Source organism: Erysipelotrichaceae bacterium 66202529, from assembly GCA_017161075.1.
In the GTDB taxonomy this organism is placed as follows: domain Bacteria; phylum Bacillota_I; class Bacilli_A; order Erysipelotrichales; family Erysipelotrichaceae; genus Clostridium_AQ.
Window position 1 is genome coordinate 3,529,383 of the sequence record CP046174.1, and the last position, 24,972, is coordinate 3,554,354.

At 44.0% G+C, this 24,972-nt stretch carries 17 protein-coding genes; 2 read left to right on the forward strand and 15 right to left on the reverse strand.

Annotation, left to right across the window (positions count from 1 at the left end; all coding sequences use genetic code 11):
• The first annotated feature begins 54 nt into the window (after nt 1-54).
• Entirely contained in the window at nt 55-834 is a 780-nt protein-coding gene (locus GKZ87_16690) for a DeoR family transcriptional regulator (GenBank protein ID QSI27008.1), read from the forward strand.
• 475 nt (nt 835-1,309) lie between these two features.
• Here the strand turns inward: GKZ87_16690 and GKZ87_16695 are convergent, their stop codons facing one another.
• From GKZ87_16695 to GKZ87_16715, 5 genes are all read right to left on the reverse strand, one after another.
• Entirely contained in the window at nt 1,310-2,275 is a 966-nt protein-coding gene (locus GKZ87_16695; GenBank protein QSI27998.1) for an Rpn family recombination-promoting nuclease/putative transposase, read from the reverse strand.
• Between the two features lie 404 nt (nt 2,276-2,679).
• Complete coding sequence (locus GKZ87_16700) at nt 2,680-3,585, reverse strand: glycyl-radical enzyme activating protein (protein QSI27009.1); 906 nt, start codon at nt 3,583-3,585, stop codon at nt 2,680-2,682.
• Nucleotides 3,579-5,999 (reverse strand): formate C-acetyltransferase/glycerol dehydratase family glycyl radical enzyme, encoded by a 2,421-nt coding sequence (locus GKZ87_16705; protein ID QSI27010.1) that lies wholly within the window; start codon nt 5,997-5,999, stop codon nt 3,579-3,581. Before GKZ87_16705 ends, GKZ87_16700 begins: the two co-directional genes overlap by 7 nt.
• Nucleotides 6,000-6,268: 269 nt before the next feature.
• On the reverse strand, nt 6,269-7,660 hold the full coding sequence (locus GKZ87_16710; GenBank protein QSI27011.1) for a family 1 glycosylhydrolase: 1,392 nt from the start codon (nt 7,658-7,660) through the stop codon (nt 6,269-6,271).
• Between the two features lie 93 nt (nt 7,661-7,753).
• On the reverse strand, nt 7,754-8,515 hold the full coding sequence (locus tag GKZ87_16715) for a DeoR family transcriptional regulator (GenBank protein ID QSI27012.1): 762 nt from the start codon (nt 8,513-8,515) through the stop codon (nt 7,754-7,756).
• A 657-nt stretch (nt 8,516-9,172) separates the two neighbouring features.
• Here GKZ87_16715 and GKZ87_16720 point away from each other — a divergent pair.
• Nucleotides 9,173-10,606, forward strand: coding sequence for a collagen-like protein (locus tag GKZ87_16720; protein ID QSI27013.1), 1,434 nt, complete (start codon nt 9,173-9,175; stop codon nt 10,604-10,606).
• Nucleotides 10,607-10,663: 57 nt separating this feature from the next.
• Here the strand turns inward: GKZ87_16720 and GKZ87_16725 are convergent, their stop codons facing one another.
• The 10 genes from GKZ87_16725 to GKZ87_16770 all read right to left on the reverse strand — a co-directional run bounded on the left by GKZ87_16725 (nt 10,664) and on the right by GKZ87_16770 (nt 24,914).
• Complete coding sequence (locus GKZ87_16725; GenBank protein ID QSI27014.1) at nt 10,664-13,003, reverse strand: hypothetical protein; 2,340 nt, start codon at nt 13,001-13,003, stop codon at nt 10,664-10,666.
• Complete coding sequence (locus GKZ87_16730; GenBank protein ID QSI27015.1) at nt 13,000-13,725, reverse strand: ATP-binding cassette domain-containing protein; 726 nt, start codon at nt 13,723-13,725, stop codon at nt 13,000-13,002. Before GKZ87_16730 ends, GKZ87_16725 begins: the two co-directional genes overlap by 4 nt.
• A gap of 1 nt (nt 13,726) precedes the next feature.
• A complete protein-coding gene (locus GKZ87_16735; protein ID QSI27016.1) occupies nt 13,727-15,043 on the reverse strand; it encodes a hypothetical protein in 1,317 nt (438 codons plus the stop codon).
• A gap of 318 nt (nt 15,044-15,361) precedes the next feature.
• Nucleotides 15,362-16,969 carry a carbohydrate-binding domain-containing protein gene (locus tag GKZ87_16740; protein ID QSI27999.1) on the reverse strand — a complete coding sequence of 536 codons (1,608 nt, stop codon included), beginning with the start codon at nt 16,967-16,969 and terminating at the stop codon, nt 15,362-15,364.
• A gap of 461 nt (nt 16,970-17,430) precedes the next feature.
• Complete coding sequence (locus tag GKZ87_16745; GenBank protein ID QSI27017.1) at nt 17,431-19,569, reverse strand: hypothetical protein; 2,139 nt, start codon at nt 19,567-19,569, stop codon at nt 17,431-17,433.
• A gap of 281 nt (nt 19,570-19,850) precedes the next feature.
• Nucleotides 19,851-21,203, reverse strand: coding sequence for a GHKL domain-containing protein (locus GKZ87_16750; GenBank protein ID QSI27018.1), 1,353 nt, complete (start codon nt 21,201-21,203; stop codon nt 19,851-19,853).
• On the reverse strand, nt 21,200-21,916 hold the full coding sequence (locus tag GKZ87_16755) for a response regulator (GenBank protein QSI27019.1): 717 nt from the start codon (nt 21,914-21,916) through the stop codon (nt 21,200-21,202). The genes GKZ87_16750 and GKZ87_16755 overlap by 4 nt, the downstream gene beginning before the upstream one ends.
• A gap of 176 nt (nt 21,917-22,092) precedes the next feature.
• On the reverse strand, nt 22,093-22,848 hold the full coding sequence (locus GKZ87_16760; protein ID QSI27020.1) for a hypothetical protein: 756 nt from the start codon (nt 22,846-22,848) through the stop codon (nt 22,093-22,095).
• Complete coding sequence (locus GKZ87_16765; protein ID QSI27021.1) at nt 22,838-24,262, reverse strand: HAMP domain-containing protein; 1,425 nt, start codon at nt 24,260-24,262, stop codon at nt 22,838-22,840. The genes GKZ87_16760 and GKZ87_16765 overlap by 11 nt, the downstream gene beginning before the upstream one ends.
• The gene (locus GKZ87_16770; protein QSI28000.1) at nt 24,249-24,914 is read right to left on the reverse strand and encodes a response regulator; all 666 of its coding nucleotides are present in this window, start codon (nt 24,912-24,914) and stop codon (nt 24,249-24,251) included. The genes GKZ87_16765 and GKZ87_16770 overlap by 14 nt, the downstream gene beginning before the upstream one ends.
• Nucleotides 24,915-24,972: the final 58 nt, after the last annotated feature.

A 24,972-nucleotide genomic window follows, 5' to 3' on the forward strand; every position in this document is an offset into this window, starting at 1 on the left:
GACGAATATGTGATGCTGCGCTACCATAAAGGTATATGAAATGAGGTAGCTTGCATGGCAAAAACAACACAGCAGAGAAGAAATGAAATATATCGCATGATTGTGTCACAGGGAAGTGTTCGTGTAAGGGAGCTGGCAGAACAGCTGCAGGTCACAACTGAAACGATTCGAAAAGATCTCAACAGTATGGATGAGCAGGGAATCATCATTAAGAATCATGGCGGCGCAGAAATAAAGAACACATATTATCAGCTGCCGTTAGATGTCAAAATGAGTGAACATGTTTATGAAAAGCAGCTGATTGCCCGAAAAGCATTAGATTTTATACACGACAATACCGTTATTTTTCTTGATCCCGGCAGTACGATTTTATACCTTGCAAAATATCTGCGACTGCGTAAGGGGTTGACTGTTGTCACCAATTCCCTTGCCATCGCATCCATGGTATCGGAAACCAGTCATAAGCTGATTATTGCGGGCGGATTGCTTCAAAAGCAGGGCAAGGCTACCATCGGCGGATTCACAAACAGCATGATCGATGCACTTCACATAGACACTGCGTTCATGGGTTGCGACGGATTTCTTGATTCCTTTGGACCGGCAACCTTTTCCCATGAGGAAATGGAAGTCAAGCAGCATGTTCTGCAGAAGGCAACGCAGAAAATTCTGTTATGCGATTCTTCCAAGTTCCGCAAGTCTTCCTCCTATACCTTCGCGAGGTGGTCAGATTATGACATCCTGATAACAAATCAGATTACAGAGCAGGAGCAGCATATGGTAAAAGAGGTTAAGCAACTGATTTGCGTATCAGATAAGGATTATGAGTTTTTGTGATATTGCTGTATAGGATATAATCGTAGAAGCTATTTACAAATACACGCTTACTGCTCTCATAAAATCTGAAATTCATGCAATTGTAAGTCAAAGATAAACACAGCTTCTTAAAGATATTCATAAGCTTTTGACATTTGAAAAAAGCACCTTTTTCAGATGCTCTCACGTTAAAAGTAAGGAAAAGCTACTTTCCTTGTATCATATAAGATACAAACCCAGTATTTTCTGAGCGTTAGTTTATTACAGTATGCTCAAAGTTATCACGATTCCATATGTAAGTTTATTGTATCACATTTCATAGATTGCAAATGAGTTTAAAGTGTTATGATTATCTATTTTTATTCATACTTTGATGAATTCACTGATAAAACCAGCATATCTCGAGGTGCTGGTTCATAAGCATTTCGTATAAAACATGCATAAAAAACTGTTTTCATTCACATAAAACAGTTTTTTTGTGTAGCTTTGTATGTATTTATTTATTGCCCATGAGCTGATTCTTTAGTTCCTGCAAGGTATCACAGGTAAGTAACAAATTGGATACAAGGTCGATTTGTTCCATTGTCAAAGAACATAGCCATGTTGAGCAGTCTTCATGATATTTACTTACCATTTGTCTACTTAACAGTTTTCTTTCCCCTTCTTTTTGTCCCTGTTTAATTCCTTGCGCGACGCCTTGTTCAATCCCTTGTTTGATTCCCTGTTCAACACCATCTTCAAAACTATCCAAAATGGCATTTTTTTCGCGCTGTTCCTGTATCTGCGTTGCCATCGCTATCGACCAGAGGTCTTCTGCATCATGAAATTTTCTGTACTTCTCCATTACCTTCTTCACCAGCCTTTCCTCTGTTTTTAGTATACCATCTTCATCATTATTTTTAAACAGGAAGCACAGTTGTTCAAAGTCATTCAACTTCTCAAATCCCTTGCGCTTGACGATTGCATTTATCTCCGGCAGATAGATGTAAATCCTCTTCATCAGGCTTCGCTTACTTTCTACTTCGCCTTCCTCATTTCTCATCTGATAGGCATCAATCAATTTCCTGGTGTGTTCTGCATAGGAATCAAGAAAGATAATTTGATAAACAGGAAGAAGATCATAATACCTTTCTCCGCTATCAAGCTGATTCGATAACATTCTGGCTCCGTACAGTTCAAAGCGTTTTAACTCTGATTGCTTTGAATACGTGGTTTGCATTTCGATGCCGTATTCTCTTCCTTCGCTGTCCTTCACACGGATGTCCAATACCATTTTTTTCTTTTTGAGAATAGCAGGATCCAGATTAGGATTTAATACAGTACTCTCCTTAGGATGGATTCCTGTCACTCGTTCAATAATGGTGTTACGGATAAACGCAGCATCTTCATCCTCTGTGCCAAGAGCGAACTTAAAAAATATATCGTTATCATATTTCAGTCGTTCCTGCACCTCTACCTTCATTTCTTTATTCTCTATTACATCTTTTGTAAGCATAGTATTCACTTCCTTTCATATGCAGTCTTATGCTTTACACTACTACATACGTAAGGAAAATGTAAAACTCCTAAAAAATTAGAAAAATCTTTATATATTTCATTATTTATATTATCAAGTGATGTTATTATCCATTAAAAATACATCTGCTCAATTCTTTTACCAGACTGTTAACCAGGTCATTCAAGGAATTCAACCAATCTTTCATACAATCCGCGCATGAAACTGGAAAATGAACCTATGAAGTATTGTTCTTTAAATAGGAAAGTACCTTATTTCATATGTTTCCAATACCGTTAATCGGCGAACATTCTTAAAGGTATACAGCCCTCAATAATCACAAAAATGGAAGGACAGCTAGAACACTTTCACTATCCTTCCATGTACATCGAAAGTCCCAGGTTGCGCCCCACCTCTATACAATAGGCAAGTGTTTCCGCATCAGGCGTTGCATCCTCCTTAATTGGATACGGCAATCCCAGACTTTTATATTTTCCTACACCAAGTGAATGATACGGCAAAAGATCCACACGCTTTACCGCGGTTCCTAAGGAGGAAACAAACGTTAATCTGTCAAGCAAATCCCTGTAATCATCATTTTGTCCCTTTACAATAACCATGCGAATCCACAAGGGCTTATGCATAGCAGCCAGTTTTCGTGCATTATCCAGAATCCGTGCATTCCCGACTCCTGTAATACGCTGATGCACACTGTTATCGTACGCCTTGATATCGTAGAGAAACAGATCACACTGTGATGCAACTTTCTCCATAACCTTCCATTCCACATCTCCAGCGGTATCCACGCATACCGAAATACCCTTTTGCTTCAGAAGATAAAGCGCATCGTATAACGCCTCTGCCTGTAACAGCGGTTCCCCGCCGCTGAAGGTAACGCCGCCTGCGGACTCCTCATAAAAGATACGATCCTTTAACAGCTGCTCGACAAGAGTAACCGGATCCACCTGCATACCGGTATGCTCAAGAGCGTCATAAGGACAGATTTCCTCCAGCTCGCAAGAACGCAGCTGCGCCGTCTTGTGCATATGAAGTTCTCCATCCTGCATATATACCGCATCCGGATATGCGCGTACACAGCTTTGACATTTCCGGCACAGCGATGAGAAATGCAGCAGCTTATCCCCTGGCAGCATCAGTTCCGGATTAGAGCACCATACACAGCGAAGATTGCAGCCAATCAGAAACACTGTGGAACGGATACCCGGGCCATCCTTTGTGGAATAGCGCTGAATGGTAGATACATGCAGGCTTACCATGCATTCTCCGTCCTTGCAATAATGGCTTCCTGTGCCTCCGGCATCAGGGAAACAAACTGTGCACAATATCCCGCAACACGCACGATCAAATCTGTGTAATCCTGTGGATGCTTCTGCGCATCCCGCAGGGTAGTACTGTCTATGACATTGAATTGATTATGATAGATATGCTTTTTCGCAGAAGCAATCAGAAAATCCACAAATTTATCAAGATTTTCCTCTCCCGCAAGTGCGCCAGGTGAAAACCGCATATTCAACAGCTGGCCTGCCGCAACCTGTTCATTAGGCAGCTTGGCAACGGAATTGATGACCGCAGTCGGGCCGCTGGTGTCACTTCCCTGCGTCGGTGAACAGCCCTCATTCAACGGTGTTCCTGCAAAGCGTCCATCCGGTGTAGCGCCTACGACAAAGCCGTTTGGAACATAGGAGGTGATATTGCTGGTAGACATGGTATAGCAGCTTACTGCCGGCCCCTGCTGATAGCGCTGGGTACGATAAGATGGAAGCAGCTTCAGATAAGAATCAAAAACATCCTTCACAATCTTATCCACAGCATCCTCATCATTTCCAAATTTTGCGGCATGCCGTATTTTTTTATGAATCTTCGCAGATTCCAGAGACTGCCAGTTATCATGCATCGCAGCCAGCAGCTCGTCCCATGTTATCGCATGCTCATCAAAAATCAATTGTTTAATTGCATATAAGGCATTTCCTACAACACACGGCCCGATATTGGATTGAGAAATCACATCATAGCGGCAGCCGCCCTCCTTTAATGTTTTTCCAAGCTTCATAGAATCATGAATAAAGCAGCTGGCAAACGGATCGGCATCATATTGAACAAGTGCATCATCACAGATCGCATCACATTCCACGGAGATATCGGAATAAAATTTCAACAGCTTTTCCCAGCCCTGCCACAATTCCTCATAGCTTTCAAAGGTGATTTCACTGCCTGTGCTGCCATTAACCGACAGCATCTGGATGCCGCTTGCCGGATCCACACCGTTATGCAGAAGAATCTCCAGCACCTTTCCCCAGTTCACATAGGTCATACCGGTCGCACGATGTCCGTATTTGCCCGGAACACCTGTTTCCACACAGCCAATCGGGCAGTAATCCAGTGCATCCTCTTTCGGTATTCCCAGATTTTCAATTCCTTTTGCGGCAACCTCATCATTGAACATACTCGGCATCCCACATCCGGTACGAATCAGCAAAGCTGCGGCTTTTAAAAATTCGCGTGGTGTATCCTTATGATAGCGTGCAGAGAAATTCGGCTCCGCAAGAGCTGTCAGATTCATTGCCTCAATGCATAGATAGGACAGCGCATTGGTACCATCTGTTCCATCCGGCTTCTTACCCCCGACAACCAAATTCGAATACAGCGGATAACCCTGTGAGAATTTTGTATGACCATATGGACGTACCTTATTACAGGAGGAATTCATTATAAACATATGGGTGATAATTTCCAATGCCTGATCCTTCGTGATCACGTGCTTTGCAAGATCGTGCTCATACAGCTCCAGCATATACTGATCAAAACGTCCGTAACAGAAGGAATGACCATTGCTTTCTATCATCTGCAGGACATGAACCATATAGCAGACCTCAACACCCTCATAAAAGCTTCTGGCTCCCTGTTCCATCATCGTAGAGGCCATCGCTGCTATCGCTCTCAGCTCATGACTCCGTTTTTCATCCGCTTCTTTTTCTGCCAGCTCCTCTGCCAGCTTGGCATAGCGGCGGAAAAATGTCAGTGCACCCTCCAGAGAAATAATCACCGCTTCATAATAATTGCGCTGATTTTCATCCAGACCTGAGCCTTGCAAAGCCTCCTGTGCCTCCTCAATAAGGGAGCGGAATCCCCGTTTGAGAATCATTTCATGATCAGGGACGATATGACCGTCACCGGACATGGAGATTCCACCACGGTGGAGAACCCCCTGCTTTTCCGCAAGACGAATATCCTCACTTAACCGTGCATTGACCGCATCCTCATGTGTGTGATGAAGCCAGTACGGCGCGATGCTGCGTAAATCCTGTTTGACTGCTTCATCAATTTGAAACACATCCCCACTTCGCTGATCAAAGGAATCCAGCTCGTCAATGACCCATTGTATGGAATATTCCGGAAAAATTGGTGCTGCGAAGTTTGCGGATGCCTGATTTCCGAAAATCAGAGAATGCTTCTGGATATAGATATCCATATGAGCAAGAGTATGTGCAAACGCCTTTGCCTTGCGGATGATATACGGCTCATGTTCACTGCTTTGAAACGATTCTGTGTACAGTAATGCACGTTGAGAGCATATACTGGCAGTGCGTTTTTCCATAACATGGCGTAAAGAGTCTATGCGTTTCCAGTCAACACCGGATGCTTCCGGCTTATAAAACAGAAATTCTTTCATAAACGGCCTCCTTCATAATATATAGCCTGATCAGCTGCCTCATGGCAGGCAGTATACGTAAAAAAACAGCACGATTGGGAATCCGTGCTGCTTCCTGCTTCAAATAAAGATAGTAAGCGCACCTCATCCCACATTCCATAGCAATCTGTAAAGCATGATTTCTATATGCATATTATAAGAGGTTTCGCTAATACATGCAAGGCATTTGCGCTCATATTATTTCATATTTGAACGATTATGTTCGTTTCATCAATTAAAACCATGCACAATCAACCATTCTCATGCGTTTTCCTAAGAATATCGGAAAACCAGTATGCTGATTTCTTGGGAATCCGTTCCCCTGTATCCAGATTCAGCTCCAAAAGACCGTATCTGTTTTTAAAGGCATTGATAGCTGAGACATTGTCGATATACGACCATACCAGATATCCATGGCAATGACAGCCTGCCTCCTTTGCCTGCAGTGCATATTGCAAATGCTCGCTGAGAAAAGCAATGCGATAATCATCCGCAATCATTCCCTGTGCATCACGATAGCGCTCCTCGTGTTCAATTCCAATGCCGTTCTCACTGATCAGCCAGTCCGGATTTCCGTATTCATGCTTCAAACGCATACCGATATCATACACTGCCTGCGCATATATTTCCCAGCCGCGGTCTGCATTGAATTTACGATCCTCCTTGATCCAGGGCTCGTAAAACTTCCTTGGATGAAAGGCGCCTGTATACGGCTGTGTCCGTGCCTGAACGCGAATCGGAAAATAATAGTCGATGCCCAGCATATCAATGCGGTAATCCCGTATATGCTTCAAATCGGCATCCTGATACGTAAACATACAGTCATGCAGCTCGAGCTGGTGAATCAGTTCAGCCGGAAATTCTCCCTTCAGATAGGGATCCAGATACAGGCGGACATGGAACAAATCCGCATACCAGGCGGCTGTTACATCCTGAATCTCTCCACTTTTTGCATAAACCGGCGTCATATGCACCATCGCTCCCATACGACAGCCCTGGTTACGGTACTGCTCTATACATTCCACCGCATACGAGGTTGCCAGTATTTTATGAAAATGCGCCTGGTATGCCGTTTTCGGATCATGGGTGAACGGATACCATATCGCATCCATATAACCGTTGTCGATGGGAATATTGGGCTCCGTAAAGGCAAACCACCAGGTCACCTTAGAAGCGAAGCGCTTTAATACCTCTTCGACATATACCTTGTAACAGTCCAGTGTTTCTCTGCCAGCCCAGCCCTGATAACGCTCAATCAGTACTGCCGGAAGATCCCAGTGCTCCAGTGAAATGAGCGGCTCCATACCTTCCTGTCGTATGGTATCAATTACATTCTGGTAATAGACAACTGCCTCCTCATCCACGATTCCGGCTATCGGATCCTTCATGAACCGTGCCCATTGAATGGTAAAGCGGAAGGCTCTCATATGAAGGGATGCCATCGTATGAATATCTTCCTTGTAACGATGATAAAAATCTGCCGCCTTTTGGGGGCCGATGCCGTTGTGCCATTTTTCAGGCGCTGCTTCATAGAACAGCTCCGCCCAGCTTTTCTGTTCCCTGCTTTTTCCAGCTGTTCCCTCAATCTGCCATGCACTGCTGCTTGTTCCGATCAGGAAATCGTCCGGTATGTGAATTGCCATACTATCCCTCTTTTCTATATCTTTATGATATAGCAGAAACCGGAAAAGAGAAAGGAATTTTCAAAGAAAAAAAGGATGAACATCAGTTTCACCCTATTCCACAAAGCATAGATTCTCCGGCAGGTTTTCCACACTTTCCGCAAGTGTATTACAGAAAATCTGTTCAAAGGCAGCCGCATTCGTGAATTTGCAGAAGCCTTTCACAAACAGCTTGCTGTCATCAATCAGAAGATAGCTGTGGTTGGAGTTTTTCATCGCTATCTCCTTTAATTCTCTGGTACCCATCTCTGCCGTATAGCACTGCCCACTCACCGGATCCATACCGGCACACCCGATAAAGGCTCTGTCAAAATTGTAAAGATTCAGCATATTCTGTGCCATCGGTCCTTCACTCATATGATATTTGATATTGAAGTCACCGCCAATGATAATAATCTGTGCTACAGGCTCGTGCAGCCGCTGTACGATCAGCTGGTTATGCGTCACGATTTTAATAGGACGGCTCTGCAGATAATCAATCATCGGTACAATGCTTGTTCCTCCATCCAGAAAGACACATTCCCCATCCTCTACCAGCTCACTGGCCTTTCGGCAGATTCTGGATTTCCGGTCAAAATTGATCAGCATACGATCCTGCATCAGAACCTCACGGGATTCCGTTAAAATCTGATTCAGATTTTCCCTTACTGCACCACCGTGTACACGGCGAATCTTTCCTTCCTGCTCCAGCTCCATCAGATCGCGGCGGATCGTTGTTTCACTGATATTCAGCTGCTTGGCTACATCCCGAACATGGATCGTTCCTTCTCTTTCGACTTTTTGCAGCAAATATAATTTACGCTCTGTTGACAGCATAGCAATCACCTCATTTATGGTATCAGTATATCACAGATTACCTAACAGTGTCAGGTGAATCCGCTGTACATGGTTTATTTCACAGTATTGCTTTTAATATGCCGTTATAAATGCTAAGTCCTGACAGATACAGGCGGATATAGGAAACAGATCGTATCAGCAATACTGCATCATGGCAGAAAGAAGACAGAGCTGGTTCAACTACCGTCATGTTCTGCCCTATTAGCTGTAGAAGTCCTTCTCATTTTGACTCTTTTTGTAGCTTTTCCCGGGAAATACTACTATATTGTCATTTCTCAATGCTATATTTTCCTTGAAATAAAAAATTATGATATCCGAAAATCATGAGGCATTGTGCTTGATACAGTATCTCAGGCATAACAGCAGTGTTTTTATCACTATCATAAATAGAAGCTGTTTCTCTCCCCTTACGCTGCACTGACTATCCGCTAATGCCTTATAAATGCAGTCTGATCGTATATAAAGGCAGAAGCTATCAGATTCAAAGCTAAGCGGTATTATGATCGTTCCACAGTATCGAAGCATTCAGCCTTATTCAACCATAGGAAAAAATAATCGTTAAATCCTGGGATATTGCCAATACACTGCCGCCGGTTTCCCATATACTGTAACGTATCAGAAAATGAGGTGAACGATATGCATTATGAAGATTATGATTATGAAACAAGCTGCTGTGACGATTGCTGCTCTTTATCCTGTGAAGCGGAAGAAAATCCTTGCTGTTGTCCTCCAGGGCCACGCGGGCCGCGCGGATTCAGAGGGCCGCAAGGGCCGGCTGGTGCTGATGGAGCAACCGGGGCTACAGGAAATACAGGAGCAACAGGGGCAACCGGCGCTACCGGTACAGGCGATACGATAACGATTCGTTCCACAACGACGGCAGAGCCAGGTACGCCCGCACAGGTTCATGACAGTGGAGGATCAAATCACATTTTAGATTTTGTAATCCCACGCGGAGATACCGGAGCTACCGGGCCAACAGGGCCGACAGGCCCAGGTGTAGGAGATACCGGGCCTACGGGGCCAACTGGTGAAACCGGGGCTACCGGAATGACAGGTGCCACCGGGCCTACGGGTGAAACTGGCGCAACCGGACCAACCGGAGCGAAAGGCGATACAGGTGAAACAGGGCCTACGGGGCCTACCGGAGAAACCGGACTTCGGGGTAATACCGGAGCTACTGGGCCTACTGGAGAACCGGGACCTACGGGGCCTACCGGGGTCACTGGAGCCACTGGACTTCGTGGCGATACAGGACCAACAGGTGCCATGGGAGCTACGGGGGAAACCGGCCCGACCGGAGCAACACCTGTTGTCACCATTGGGCCGACTGTCACATCCGAGCCAGGTACAGATGCCGATGTAGCATCTACAGAAACCGCAGACGGCGTTGAACTTACCTTTACGATTCCACGCGGAGATACCGGGCCGCAGGGTGAAATAGGGCCAACGGGAGAAACCGGAGAAACAGGGCCAACGGGGCCGACCGGAGCAACACCTGTTGTCACCATCGGGCCGACTGTCACATCCGAGCCGGGCACAGATGCCGATGTAGCATCTACAGAAACCGCAGACGGCATTGAGCTTACCTTCACGATTCCACGCGGAGATACCGGGCCGGGCGGCGGTGGTGGTTTGCTCGCATACGGTGGCAAATATAACGATACAGCACAAACACTGAATCTTTTGATCGGATCACAGGAACAACTGCCTCTTGCAGTGGATATGCCTGCATCCAATGTGGATCTTTCCCCTGTAAATGCTTTGCAAATTCAGGAAAGCGGTGTCTACGAAATCAATTATATGTTTAACGCTTCCGCATCGGTCGGTGCCTCTGTTACACTCTCTGTTCGACGCAATGGGACAATCATTCCAAGCACAGAGGAACAGCACCTGCTGGCAGTTGCCACCGAATCCATATATTCCGGAAGTGTTATTGAAAATCTTTCAGCAGGTGATCTTCTGGATATGGCGGTAAGTGCACTGGCAGCCTTAACACTGTCTTTAAGCACTGGTGTTACTGTGACACTATCTGTTAAGCGTCTGGATGATATCACAGCCAACACCTAAATCGCATACAAAAGGGCTTCCAACAAAAACAGGAAGCCTTTTTATCACAAATAATTGTTAACGTGATGCTATACGATAACAAATAGCTGACAATGCTCCATATCCAAGTATTGAAAAAAGCAGATTCCACATACCGGATACGGATGTCATACAGCCTTCATTATACAGCAGCGGATACAGACTCACACCATCCAGCAAATGTATTCCGGCAGCAGATATTATCAGGGGTACAAGAAACAGCAGTACGGATAACAGAAGGGTAATCAGCTGCCGTTGTCCTTTTACAGCTATTGCATGACTTAATAAAATGACAGGGAGCAGTGCACTTACCTTTATCAATGCGGAGCCTGCCATAAACATCGAAAGACTGATCCAGGCTGGAAGATGTGCAAATTCACGCAGAGATGTGATGGAAGCATCTCCGCAGGGCAGACCATACATTTCCATATTCCGCAGCAGCTGTGGCAGAAGCGCTGTAGCAAGCAGAAGCATACCGCACAGCAATGCCAGCAAATGCTTTCTGTGCGCCATAGACCTTCCGCCATGAACACTGGCCTGCAGCAGAATATGTCGCTGATTGCGATACTCAATCGTATGCAGATTCGATATGCTTATCAAAAACAATAAAAGAGCGATCGGCAGTATCCATACATCCGGTGAAAAAAACTGACGGCGGTAACCGAACGGAATAACAAACTGCCGTGATGGATCCTGCTTTATATATGCATATTCCTGCAGCACCTCCTGAAAGGCTTCTTCCTTTTGCAGCACATTAGAGATCGGCTCCATCAAACGGCGATACTGTTCCATGCTGATATCCTTTTCATGCAGCCGCTGCAGCAGCTGTGCCTCCTGCTCATGCAGACCCTCATAATATTTCTTCTCCTTTTGAAGGAATGCCTCCTTATCCGCAGTTAAAAGCCCCTGCAGCTTCTGCAGATAAGAAATCCATAGGCGTTCATGTGTACTTGTATATTGCTGCGTATGGGAATAGCTGTACAGCTGCAGTCCCGCAAACACCAGGCATATGATCCAAATTTTTTGAACCCAGAAAAATTTATAGCATTCCTGCAGCCATAGCTTCCGGCTGACTGGCAGATGCAGGAACCGCAGTCCTTGCAAAGGCTGAGGAAAACTGCGTACCCTTAACGGTCTATTCACCAGAATATGCAAGACAGCATACAGCGCAATTAACAGCAGAAGCAGCGTTCCCAGATAAACAGGAAGCAAAGAGACTGGATGCTGGAAAAAATTGAAATTCACATACGTCTGCAGCAGTGGAATGACCTGAAACAGCTGTACCGGATTGATATAGTGCAGGACACGGAAGGTGCCAACTGGGGATATAAAATTATGCATAAGCATTGCCAGTATCACACATCCTAAGATACATACATAGCATGTAATTTTATGCTGAAACAGCAGACAAAACGCCTGCATTGCCTGCGCAGCTATCACACAAATGCAAATTTTAAGCAGCAGGAATAAAAGCAATAGCTCCCATATGGAAAGTGGAAGGGAGGACTGTTGAAAGGAGGCGAGGGACTGTATGGAGGCAGCTCCCTTTACAGGGCCGTAAGCAATCCCCATAAGCAGAAGATTGCCACCATAAAATAAAACCGGTATCACAAGAGAGGAAAGTATGATTGCGGCTGTTTTCGCATGTAAGAGGGAGGAAGCACCGCGCACGGTACCATAAACCATAGGAAGCAGCTTTTGTTCCTTTTCCTGCATGAGTACCATAGTGGAATACAACAATATACTAAGCAATACAAGCATAGCGGTAACCGGAGAGGATACCGCCCGAAGCAAGCCATCCTCCAGCTGGAAATCAATTTGTACCGACTTCATAGCCGCATAATCAGCACTGCTTTTTTGAATATTGCGGCTGGAGAAGCCATCCTGCTCAGAGAAGATAGAAATTGAGGAAATCGTGGCGGCCTTTTGTTGAATTTCGTTCAAAAAGGCAGGATATTCCTTTACGATATCAGCCTGTGTCTTAACCGATTCCATGAAGGCTGTTTCTGCTTCCAGAGCTCCGGTATACAGAAACGGATTTTCGCTCCCCTTCCTGCTGTCCGGATACTGCTCCTGCAGCGCTTCTATTCGTATTTCAGCTTCTGGAGTATGCTGTTTGCGCAGCTGTACAAGTAAAGCCTTTACCTCTGCCAGCTCCACCTGTGCCTGATGCTTCTGTATAAAGGTGTAGCGCTGTGTAGGATCCATGGTGTGAAGCTGAGCAGAAAGTTTACGGTATGCCTGTACCGGTACCTCACCCTGTCCCCAGGTCTCATACGAAAGAAACCCGATATTACATAGCAGCAGGATACCGAGAAGCAGTAAAAAGCGCTTATTTCTCCAGAGCTTGTACAGCTCCATGACAAGCAGTGACCTCATTCCTTTTGCTCCTCCTGAAATATTTTCAGATACAGCTTCTCCAGAGAATCTATGTCCGGATTCCGCAACAGCAGCTCCTTGACACCTCCCTGGGCAATCAAATGTCCCTGCTTCAGAAAGATTACCTCATCCGCAATCGTTTCCACATCACTTACCACATGCGTGGCTATCAGCAGCGTGTGCTGTTCTTTCAGCGCTTCAAATACATGGCGCAAAGAAACCCGCTCTTTGGGATCAAGACCAGCCGTCGGCTCATCAAATAACAAGATTTCCGGTTCTCCAAGAAGTGCCTGTGCCACCAGAAGCCGCTGCTTCATCCCTCCGGAATATGTAGCGCAGCGCTGCTTGAGATGCGGCTGCATATTCACCAAAGCAGCCACCCGCTCCACCTCCTGTGGTATCCTCTTTTTATCGATATCCTTCAACAGCGCCATATAGGTCAAAAAACGTTCACCGCTAAATTCATCATACAGCCCCTGCTGCTGAGGAGCATAGCCAAGTCTGCGATAATATTCCTTCTTCAATGTTCCAATCGCCTGCCCGTTATAAAGAACCTCCCCTTCTTCATAGGTTAGCTGATTGCATAAAATATTCATCAGGGTTGACTTCCCTGCCCCATTGGGCCCAAGCAGTGCATATATACCATGGGAAAGCTTTATATGAAGGCTATGCAGTACCTTTTTATTCTGATAGGACTTACTAACATTTCTGATTTCCAACATCCTACAGCACTCCCTTCAAAGTCTCAACCGGAAGAAACGATGCCTTATTCTTCCAGTAATCCTCTTTTTTGATAAGACCGTAGGAATAGCTGGCTGCCTCATATTGATCTGTACCTGCCCATGTCCGTTTTACCTTTCCCGTCTGGGCATATATTACATAATACATGGTACTGGTTTCTCCCAGCAGACGAATCGGCTCCTGCGTATCCGGTAGCTTCAATGTGTGTGGAAGCAGCGTCTTCTCTTTCAGGGAATAGATATATTCCTTTTCATTGATGTATAGAAACAGCTGCTGTTCATCCGCATACATCAGATTTACGGAGGAAGCATCCAGCTGCTTCAGCTTCTTCACCCTTCCTGTTTTCATATCTAATTGTTTCAGACAGCCGGTATCATCCGTATAATATACGCTGTCATAAGCAAATATCCCCAGCAGCTCCGCATCCGCCTCATGGCTTTTGATAACCCTTCCGGTATCAACTGAGATACGCTCATAGGTGATATCCGCCTGTTGTGTTACAGCCTCATAGCCCGCAAAATCCCCCTGATCGAGAAGCTTTTTAGGATCGGTTTTATAATGGTAAGCGTTGACAACAAGCTCACGCCCCCCCATGCTTCCAATGATTTGTTTATTCTTCAAATTCACTACCGCCTTGTATTTCCCGCTATCCAGACGGATGGCATAAAGCTGCTTTTCACGTATCACCTGAACTGCAGCGGTGTTTATACTGTCACTGTCTGTGCTCACATTTTCTGTTTTCTCTACCGGGATATACAGCATATCATCTGCGACAGCCATATCCTCATAGCTGAAGCTGAAACCGGCTGGCAGCTTCATAAGCTCTCTTTGATGCTTTCCATCCAGATCCATTTGTATGATACGCGGAGGCACACTCACATACTCCTGCTGTTCATTGCGTCTGAAATCCTCATTTGCAATCAGATAAATATGCTTTTTGTGGACGATAAGCTGTGTAACTGCATCCAAGCCAGGATAATAGGAGGTGCAGGATGCATTATTGTGTCTGCATTCCGGTTTATCGCACAGATAAATCTCCTTTCTGCTTTGATAATCGGTATATAACAGATTGGAGTATATATCCCCCTTTCCATTATCCGTACTTTTGATCCGGTAAAAGCCCTGTTCATTGCCGTCTCCCTGACTGGGAGAGCGCAGTATCCATTTCTTAATCTGCAGCGGCTCCTTCGTACTGACAGCCGGTTGTGCTTTTTTGGTCTCTGGCTGCTGTGTGGATGCTTCCCTGCTGCAGCCTGTCAGCAGTGCGATACAGCAAAACAGGATATATCGTTTTTTCATGCTATCATCTCCTTATAGCTACTCTACCATGTGCTTGTATCACGCTTGTATCTAAGGGAACGGGATGCGGAAGAAAAAAACGCAGGCTTCCCGCGTTCAGTTTCAATATTATGAGCGTTTCTGCTGTTCCATAAATACTGCAATGATAAAAAATGAAAGAAAAAGGTAAGCTCCATAAATGTGATTGAGAGCTTTCCTTCTTTTTTCCAGCAATGCCACTTGTACCTGAAAGCCGGTAGAAGTCTGATTCCATACACCGCTTTCTGCCTCATTTATGTGTAGGTATTGATATTCTGCGATTCCTGCATTGCCTATGCATTATTTATATTTGTATTTGTTTATCCCTTTCATCAGCAGTACTGCCAGGATGATAATTCCCAGCCATAGAACCGTATTGGTGGTATCTCCTGTATTTATCGAAGCTGGATGCTTTAGCTTTGATATCTCTTCATGTCCTGTACCTCTTTCAGATACGGAAAGCACAGTAAAATCTGTTTCTATATTTTCCCTGTCAAGTTGGATACTGATTGAATATAGTCCCGGCTGCAATTGTTTTGTATACTCCGGCTGCAATGACAAGCTTAGCGTTTGCGTATAATTCACACGGTAATAAGGAGCAGGTAGCTCCCGGCCATTTATCGTCACCTTTACTATATCCGGCACGCTGCCATTCGTTTGAAAAACTGCTGCTTCTCCCTGTCGTATTCTCTGATGAGCTCCCCCAAGCAGCTGCAATTTTACCTGTTCAGGCTTTGGTTTCAGAGTTAGATGATCAATAGCTGCATTCAGCCTTGCGGCATAGCTGTCTAGGCTGCTTTGCTCTGTAATATTTTTATCCCATGGTATTGAAGAAACGAGGTTATAAACTTCCATACGTGATGTATCCGTATAAGCTTCGATTTCCTTATCTGACGGTATTCTCTGTAACGCCTCCATGATTTTTTTATAATTGGCAGGAAGATACACAAGCTGATCCATATGCGTTTTGATATCCTGCAGCATGGCATCAACCTTTTGCTGTTCAAAGAAATACTTGTCTCTTGTTACACGATTCACACTATCCTGCAATGCCTTCCAGGATGCCGATGTATAAAGCGATTCCTGCAGCATGTGAACCTTCGATAATTGTTCATCAATCTCCTGGTAATCTGCCAAATCAAGAGTAAGAGAATACTTACCTCCAAATAGTGTTGGTGCTGTAACATCCCACGATGTTATATCATGAATATGTATTTCCCCTTCCTTGTTTATAAACGCTGTATCCGTAGCATGTATAGAAATATCTGCGTTTGACAGCATCAAGGCAGCATCTACATTCATTCTCCTATTGCGATAAATACCACGTTTAGCTTCAATAAACAGCGATCCCCCGTCTATGAGAATGCCATTATAGACGCTGCTTGCATCATCCGTAAAAATACCAATGCCATTCTTTGCTTCAATATGCAAGGAACCGTCATGCAGTTGCATCTCTCCAACCAAGTAGAGCCCGTCGGAACCAAGAGCCGTACTGCTGACGTATACATTACCGCCATTTTGAATATATGCTTCATTGGTTGTTAAACCGCCTAAGAATGCGTTATCTGCATAAACCTTTAACGTTCCGCTATTGATGATTAGCCTGTCAATATTGATACCGTTAGGTACATGCAGGACAAGACTTCCTTTTCCCTCTATAGTTTTTGTCTTATATCTGCCAGGACCAAGGCTGACCCAGTTCTCCAACAATCCTGTTGTAGCGCAGGTAACTGTATTTTGTCCCTGAAGAATGATACGGACATCATGATCACGCGGCAGTATGATTCCCTCGGAATCGCTTGTTTCCAAAGTGAAATCACTCAGTATAAGCGTATAAGTATCGTCTTTATTATCCACCCATTCCCAGCCCTCCGTAGCATTCTTTACAGAATCTGCAGCTGCTGACAAATCAAGTGTGGTCGTTCTAGTCTGATGTGATGCTTCTGCCTTCACTGATAAGATACCGGATGAAATAAAAAGAGTGAGCAGTAAAACAAAACAGATTCCGGTACGCAATATAACTTTTTTCATAAGATATAGCCTCCCTCTGATCCTTTCAGCACTGGATATATCTTTGATTATTACAGATAAACAGACCACTTGCCACACATCACACGTAATCCGTATGAATACAACGTGAACCGTACATATGCAATCTGTTTCAAATATTTTTCTACTCAGTTATCCTACGGAAAGCTCTATTGCATGCTCATTAAAAAGTATTTTAGTCATACGAAACAACAGGTTAAATTGAGGATATAAAAAAGCTGACTACCTTGTATAGTGCTATTCAGGCATATCTTTAAATGAAAAAAGCTCTGCCAGATTCAGCAGGCTTTCTTCATATTATGTACATCTGCATTCCGTATTTACAGTGGCGTGGTTTCATCTTCTTTCATATTCTTCTTTCGTTTCTTTCCTGCAAGTAAAGCGATACATCCAGCAGACATCATACTAAGCATTGCAAGTAAGCCCGTCTGCGTGCTGTCACTTGTCTTTACACTTCCTGTATCTTTTGGCTTATCCTGTGGTTTCTGCTCTTGCTTGACGGTATAATTCTTTTCAATCGTTCCCACATAATTGCCTTTAAATGTGATGGTGACAGTCGTCTTGCTGCCATCCATTTTCGTCTCCACATCATAGTCAGTGCCTTTCACAAGCACTTTGTCATCATCCTTGACTATCAGCTTTTCGACATCACTGTCATTGCTTATATTTGAGACTGTGATGTTGCCGTCCTTAATGTCCTTTGGCGATATTGTATATTCTTTAGTTGTCTCTGCATCCTTGTAAAAGTCATCCTCTGTAAGATGTGCTGTTACACGATATATTCCTGCATTGATTGGTGTATCATTGTACGTTTCCCATGTATCACCATTCTTCACCTGATAAGCAAAGGTAACATCACCTGTACTGCCTGTTTTACTGATGGTAGGCTTTTCTATTGGTTTTCCGGTGTAAGTCGTATCAAGACTGCCTGTGATTGCAATCGTACTGCTTTTTTTTGATATTGATAAATTCAAAGTCACATCTAATTTGACAGGAATGCCATTATTTGTACCGCAGTTATAGGTATAGGTGATAGGTGTTCCCACCGAATACCCTTTCACAGTATTGCCATCTAATTCTGCACCCTGTATATTTGATATTTTAGTGGTATCGATTCCCGCAAATGCCTGCGTTATATCAAAAGAAGCGCTTGCCACCGTCAGACTGGCTGTTGTTGAAGATGGAACGATAAATGTATTGGATGCGTTCAAACTTCCCAGTTTCAGGAAAGCTAAAGGTGTGTTGGTACAATACAAGTCTATCAACTGTTTATTGTTGCTGACATCTAGTGTCGTGATGCCTGTGTTGTAGCAATACAACAGTGTCAACTGTTTATTGTTGCTGACATCTAGTGTCGTGATGCCTGTGTTGTAGCAAGCCAAATATGTCAACTGTTCATTGTTGCTGACATCCATTGTTGTGATGCCTGTGTTGTAGCAATACAACAGTGTCAACTGTTTATTTTTACTGATATCCAGTGTCGTGATGCCCGTGTGGTCGCAAATCAACTTTGTCAACTGTTCATTGTTGCGGACATTCAGTGTCGTGATGCCTGTGTGGTCGCAAATCAACTTTGTCAACTGTTCATTGTTGCGGACATTCAGTGTCGTGATGCTTGTGTTGTTGCAATCCAACTCTGTCAACTGTTTATTTTTACTGATATCCAGTGTTGTGATGCCTGTGTTGTAGCAAATCAACTCTGTCAACTGTTTATTGTTGCTGACATCCAGTGTCGTGATGCCTGTGTTGTAGCAATACAACAGTGTCAACTGTTTATTGTTGCTGACATCCAGTGTCGTGATGCCTGTGTGGGAGCAATACAATTCTGTCAATTGATCATTTTTCCTGACATCCAGTGTCGTGATGCCTGTGCTGTAGCAAGACAAATATATCAACTGTTCATTGTTGCTGACATCCAGTGTCGTGATGCCTGTATCGTCGCAATTCAAATATATCAACTTTTTATTGTTGCTGACATCCAGTGTTATGATGCCTGTGCCGCCGCAAAACAACTCTGTCAACAGTACATTTTTGCTGACATCCAGTGTCGTGATGCCTGTGTTGTGGCAATATAATCCTTTCAAAGCAGTAAAATGTTCAATACCCTTTAGATTTTTGATTTCACTTTCATTACTTACATCAATTCTTGTAATATTGCTGATTTCATCCGGTGTCAAAACATCGTTATCTGCACCTATTATATGGGTTTTAATCCAGTCTCTGAACTCCTTGTCCGGGAAATTTGTTTCATTGATGTTAATGTCGCCGCTTATTGGTGTACCCCCATTATCTATGGTGATTGGTTGCTGACTGGCATTCTGCTTTATTTGGCTTTCTTCTATCCGCTTCTGCCCGTTGACTAATTTTTCTTGTGCATAGACTGCAACAGGGCTCATCATCCCACTTACTCCCAATGCGGTTGCCATTGCGACTGCAACGGTCTTCTTTTTACTGTTCATAACGGTTTCTCTCCTTCTCTGTTTCAAAATTTATACCTATATAGACATATGGTTTTCCTTGCTGGAATGCCTTTTTTTATAATTTTTAAAGGCTTTTTTCATGTTTTTCATACTATCTCCTAAGGTATGATTTTGTGAATGAATCCTAAAATTTCATAACGAATTACTTGCTTCCATGAAAAAGATGCTTCCTCCTTCCTTATTGTGATACTGAAACATGAGCAGAAAATGCATTGCATATCACCTCATCCTTCTCCCTGTAAAACAAAGCATAAATGGCTTCACTTTGTATCTGCTGCATTGAGATATAACAATATAGATGCAGTAAATAATTCCGAAGTATGTGTAAAAACCGCCATGCCGTCATAGCGCTCTGCAATTGCTTTTATACTCCTGATTCCGATTCCCTCCACTCTATTATCACTCCGTTTGGTTGAGATAAAATGCCCGTTTTCCTCATATATAACGCCTTGGAAGCTGTTGTCCATGCGAATCATAACTCTGCACTCTTCTTTTTTTATTTTTAAATGGATATATCGTTTTTCTTCTGCCAAAAAGGAAGCTGCCGCAATCGCATTTTCCCATAGATTTCCCAGTAATACAGACAAGTCACTATTGGAAATTCCCACACAGGCAGGCAGTACAATATCAATATCCGTCTGTATATTCGCTTGTCTGGATAGTGTAAGATACTGCTGACACAATGCATTTACAACAAAATGCTCGCATAGAGGCGGCTGGATTCTTTCCTGAATCTTTGCTTCGTATTCCTGCAGATAGGACAGCGCTTCCTGCATACTCCCCTGTACCAGAATACCTTTCAAGGCTGCAAGATGCTGCCTTTCATCATGGCGAATCCGCTTTAGCTCATCCGCGTGTGCACTCATTTCCTCCATACGTGCTGCCTGCAGCTCCAATTGGGTATTCACCTGTTCAAACTTTTCACGCTCCCGTGCAGCGTTTGCTGCATTCACAACCGTATGGCTCATCTGTGAATATGTTATAAAGGCACATGCTGTTATAATAATTTGCACTGCATTGGATGAAGCTTCTCCAATCAGAGAAGCAGGAAACAGATTTACAGCCATTATAAATAAAACTGCAAATATCAGAGGGACTGTAAAAATATTTTTTAACTGTGACTGTTCAATTTCCTCCAGCCGGCTGTAAAGCCGTTTGATGATGTAAAGAAAGTACGGTGTCAATACGATAATCGGCGCTGCAAAAAATAAAATATCTTCATAAATATACGGGCCGGAATTCCAGCTTGGAAACAGCAGATAGTAAAGCAGAAAAGTAACAGACTGGCATACGGCAAATGTATTCACTGCCATAAAAAGTAAAAATACAAGGCAAGGCCAGCCATCCCTTACTACATGCTTCATATATAAAAAGCTGGATAATAAAAAAAGCAAATTAAGAAGCATCTTCAAAGCGTCATGTAAGGAAGCAAACACAGTCGTTTCCAGAATGGAAAAAGCAGCAGCATATCCAACTGTCAGTAGCAAAATAATACATACGATACGCCTTTTTGGATATCGTACTTGATGCCGAACAGTGAAATAGCAAATTACAGCTGTTCCCGCCGCCTGAAAGAAAGCCACAAAAAACGCACTAATCACAGCCTGCATCATGATTCCTCCATTCTTTGAAATATATAGGATACATATTGCTTTTTTAATTCCCCGCGTTTATCTCTTGCTATTGGAATTTCACTGCCATCCTTCATTAGAAATACCGTGTTCTTCATCTTCTCCACATAATCCATATGAATAATGTAACAGCGATAGCATCTGAGAAAGGGATGTCCTCCAAGAATATTTTCAAGAGCAGATAGTGATTGGGAAATCACAAGGTCCCCGTTACCTGTATGCAGAATTGTTTTATGATCATAGACCTCAGCATAATGAATACTATCCACAGGAATATGTAATTGCTGTTTACCATAATTCACCGTAATCATACGAACAGCAGCCTTATACAGTGCCAGTATTCTACGCATTGCTTCTGCAAATGCAGGATAGGTAACCGGCTTAATCAGATAGTGAATAGCTTCTACCTCATAGCCCTCTGCATAGTGCTGCATACTGTTTGTAGCAAAAACTATCGCTCCCGCATATCCCTTGCTCCTCATGATTTTTGCGGCCTTAACCCCCGTGGTTCCTTCCATATAAATATCAAGAAACAATGCATCCGCATGTATGGCAGCCTCATCCGCAAGCATCTGTCCGGCATTTTGATAAACAATTGTTTCCAGTTGAATTTGTCGTTCTCTTTGAAAATGAAGGCAGTGAGAGATAAGCAATGTCTGATCTTCCTTAGCATCTTCACAGATGATGATCCGCATATCTATTCCTCCTCGCCTGATTGATATAATGTAATTATAGCATATGAACTATTCATTTTTGTTTTTCAAAGCAACGGCTTACGATAGAAAATAACGGTCTGCGTAGTTTATGAAACACATGGCTTTAAACACCTCAGTGAAACAGAAAAAAACGCTAACCTGCATCAGCGTTTTCATTATCCCAAAAAGGAAACCAAAGAATTATGCGTATGCTGTCCCAGCGGTGCGATTCCCATACTGAAATGCGTGGTCACTCCGTTTTTCTCCACATCGCAATAAACCTGTACCTTTGCCTCGTAGGATTCATAGCCATATTTCGTATAAGTCCAATCGTGAATGGAATCCAATCCGAGATAACGGATCATATTCCAGGCCAGCTCCTTACGTCTTTCCTCCCCATACACCTCTGTGTGATCCTTGAAAAAATGAATATTTAAAAGCCTGCCTGTTTGTTTATCCAGGGTAAACTCCCCCATCGTATCCATATCGCTGTTGATCCGGTATACCTGATTCAACTGCCAAATCCCATTTTTCCCACTCGAATGTGACAATGTTCCAAACTTCACCGCAAAGGCTTCTTCCTTCTTCAGCTCCAGCCATGTACGGGGAAGCACCTCCTCCTTCACCAGCGTATTCAACTCCCTGCTGAATGTATCCTGCATTTCCTTCATCTGTGTCTGTTGTTTCTTTGGATATGCAGCTATATCCGATAAGTTATAGCTCTCATATATCGGATTGTCCAATTTTTGATAGAAGTTTGCATAAACGCTGGCCACTACTGGATACCTTCCGGCAATATCCTCCGTGGAGGAAGTCCAGCTTACATTTTTATCAGCCGCCATCCCATCCTGCAGCCGGAAAATGCCCAGAGGCAGCAATACACTCAGGCAGCAGATTCCCAAGCACAGCAGCACGGCCGTTCTAGTTTTCATCACTGATCACCTCCAGCAGAAATGTCACACTGCATCCTTCCTGCGGCTTGCTTGCAATTTGAAGCGGACTGCCATGCAGATCACAGATGCGCTTCACAATACTCAGCCCCAGTCCAGCGCCTCCCTGCTTGCGTGCCCTTGACTTATCTGCCATATAAAACGGCTGTAAAGCCTGTTCGATATCCTCCTCACGCATACCGATTCCATCATCCCTGACCGTTATGCGATATCCTTCATCACACAGTGCTCCACAAATGAAAACCGTTGCAGTTGGCGGAGAAGCCTTGATTGCATTATCGATCAGGTTGCGCAGCATAGTGAACAACAGCTCCTCTTTGGAATATACGAAGCTGTCAGGACATTGAAAGTCCAGTGTGCAGGTGTTGGGAACCGCCTCATAATACTGCTTTAGCTGCTTTATTACGGAACGCATGGATACCGGCTGCAGCTGTATTTCCCTTCCGCTGAGGGACAGCAAATCCATCAGGGTATAGGATAAGGTTTCCAGACGCTTTCCCTCTGTATAAATATAATCGGCGCATTTCTTCCTTGTTTCGATATCGCAGTCGTAGGTACGAAGGGTATCCGCAAAGCCGAGAATCGCTGTCATTGGCGTTTTGATTTCATGGGCAAAATTACTCATAAAATCTTCACGCTGTGCAAGGCTCACCTCCAGCTTGTGAATCGTCTGCTCTGTAGCCTTTGCCATCTCATCAAAGCTGCGGCTCAGCTCTCCGATTTCATCATCGCTCTGTATATTGGTACGCTCCTTATAATTTCCCAAAGCGATATGCCGGCTTGCCTCATGCAGTCTTAAAATCGGCCTGCTGAGATAGATGGAAAGTCTTTTCAGTAATAAAAACGACAACAGTAAAACACAGAGCAGCGTCAGAAAAAAGGTCTGAAACTGCCGGTCACGCTCCTCATAGCAGGATGTGATATCATACCCGCTTTCCAGTAAATAAGTGAATTTTCCTGCCGTGATCCTGCTGCTTACCAGCATCATATGAGAACCAGCATAATTCTGTATCCGGTATGACTGCGGCTTTTTCAGGGAATGCTGTTCAAAAAAAGCCTGCTGTCCTGTCGCATACAGTACCCTGCCCTCTTGATCCAGCAAAGCATACACGGTCTGCGGCTGCTTCATATGATTGGAAATCTGTTGGATATAATAAATAGCGCGGGTTTTCATTGCTTTCTCATCACTTCCATAGGTCGTAAGATTCACCGTCGCATCTTGTGTCAGCTTGGATTCCAGCGTAAAGGATTCCAAATCATGCGTCTGCATATTGCGGGTGATATAGGACTGTAAAAGATGCTCATGATTTTGTGTCATCATGAAGGTGGCGCCAATCGAGAAAATAATAGCAATCACTGCTGTACTGCTCAGCGTAAGCTTATCACTGAATTTCATCCGGCACCTCCAGCATATACCCGATTTTATAAACAGTCTGGATAACGCTGTGCCAGTTCAGCTTTTTGCGCAGACGCTGTATATGCAGATCCAGCGTTCTTGTCTGCTCATAATCCTCCTCATGCCACAGCTTTTCATACATCGTATCCCGGTACAGTGCGATATTTTTATTTTGTACCAGATACAGCAGAAGATCAAATTCCTTTTTGGTTAACGGAATCACCGTACCCTTTTTCTTGACAACACGGGTCGCCGTATGAATCGTGACATCCAGTACGTGAATTTCCTGCATGCTTTTATGATAGCGGCGCAATACGTTATCTACCCTTGCCAGAAGCTCATCTATGGCAAACGGCTTTACCAGATAATCATCCGCCCCCATACGCAGTCCCTTGACCCGTTCTTGAACGCTTCCCTTTGCCGTTATAAAAATTACCGGTATTTCCAGCTCAGAAAGATATTCCATCAGCACATATCCGTTGATTTTCGGAAGCATGATATCCAGCAGAATCAGGTCATAGCTCTGCTTCTCAACCATGCGGGCTCCCTGTTCCCCGTCCATGGCATAGTCGCACTGATAGCCGATTCGCTTCAAATTCAGCATCATAACCTCCGCAATCGGACGCTCGTCTTCAATGATCAGCAGACGCATTTTATCACCTCTCATACTTTCTATTATATCTGATTTTTGTATCCAACTTGTATCAGCG

What these genes read in the sequence shown, in the direction of transcription:
- GKZ87_16750 (QSI27018.1), bottom strand. Translation starts at nt 21,203, where the DNA reads ATGATGCAGGCTGTGATTAGTGCGTTTTTTGTGGCTTTCTTTCAGGCG.
- GKZ87_16720 (QSI27013.1), top strand. Translation starts at nt 9,173, where the DNA reads ATGCATTATGAAGATTATGATTATGAAACAAGCTGCTGTGACGATTGC.
- GKZ87_16745 (QSI27017.1), bottom strand. Translation starts at nt 19,569, where the DNA reads ATGAACAGTAAAAAGAAGACCGTTGCAGTCGCAATGGCAACCGCATTG.
- GKZ87_16755 (QSI27019.1), bottom strand. Translation starts at nt 21,916, where the DNA reads ATGCGGATCATCATCTGTGAAGATGCTAAGGAAGATCAGACATTGCTT.
- GKZ87_16700 (QSI27009.1), bottom strand. Translation starts at nt 3,585, where the DNA reads ATGGTAAGCCTGCATGTATCTACCATTCAGCGCTATTCCACAAAGGAT.
- GKZ87_16770 (QSI28000.1), bottom strand. Translation starts at nt 24,914, where the DNA reads ATGCGTCTGCTGATCATTGAAGACGAGCGTCCGATTGCGGAGGTTATG.
- GKZ87_16705 (QSI27010.1), bottom strand. Translation starts at nt 5,999, where the DNA reads ATGAAAGAATTTCTGTTTTATAAGCCGGAAGCATCCGGTGTTGACTGG.
- GKZ87_16715 (QSI27012.1), bottom strand. Translation starts at nt 8,515, where the DNA reads ATGCTGTCAACAGAGCGTAAATTATATTTGCTGCAAAAAGTCGAAAGA.
- GKZ87_16735 (QSI27016.1), bottom strand. Translation starts at nt 15,043, where the DNA reads ATGAAAAAACGATATATCCTGTTTTGCTGTATCGCACTGCTGACAGGC.
- GKZ87_16730 (QSI27015.1), bottom strand. Translation starts at nt 13,725, where the DNA reads ATGTTGGAAATCAGAAATGTTAGTAAGTCCTATCAGAATAAAAAGGTA.
- GKZ87_16760 (QSI27020.1), bottom strand. Translation starts at nt 22,848, where the DNA reads ATGAAAACTAGAACGGCCGTGCTGCTGTGCTTGGGAATCTGCTGCCTG.
- GKZ87_16765 (QSI27021.1), bottom strand. Translation starts at nt 24,262, where the DNA reads ATGAAATTCAGTGATAAGCTTACGCTGAGCAGTACAGCAGTGATTGCT.
- GKZ87_16725 (QSI27014.1), bottom strand. Translation starts at nt 13,003, where the DNA reads ATGAGGTCACTGCTTGTCATGGAGCTGTACAAGCTCTGGAGAAATAAG.
- GKZ87_16690 (QSI27008.1), top strand. Translation starts at nt 55, where the DNA reads ATGGCAAAAACAACACAGCAGAGAAGAAATGAAATATATCGCATGATT.
- GKZ87_16710 (QSI27011.1), bottom strand. Translation starts at nt 7,660, where the DNA reads ATGGCAATTCACATACCGGACGATTTCCTGATCGGAACAAGCAGCAGT.
- GKZ87_16695 (QSI27998.1), bottom strand. Translation starts at nt 2,275, where the DNA reads ATGAAGGTAGAGGTGCAGGAACGACTGAAATATGATAACGATATATTT.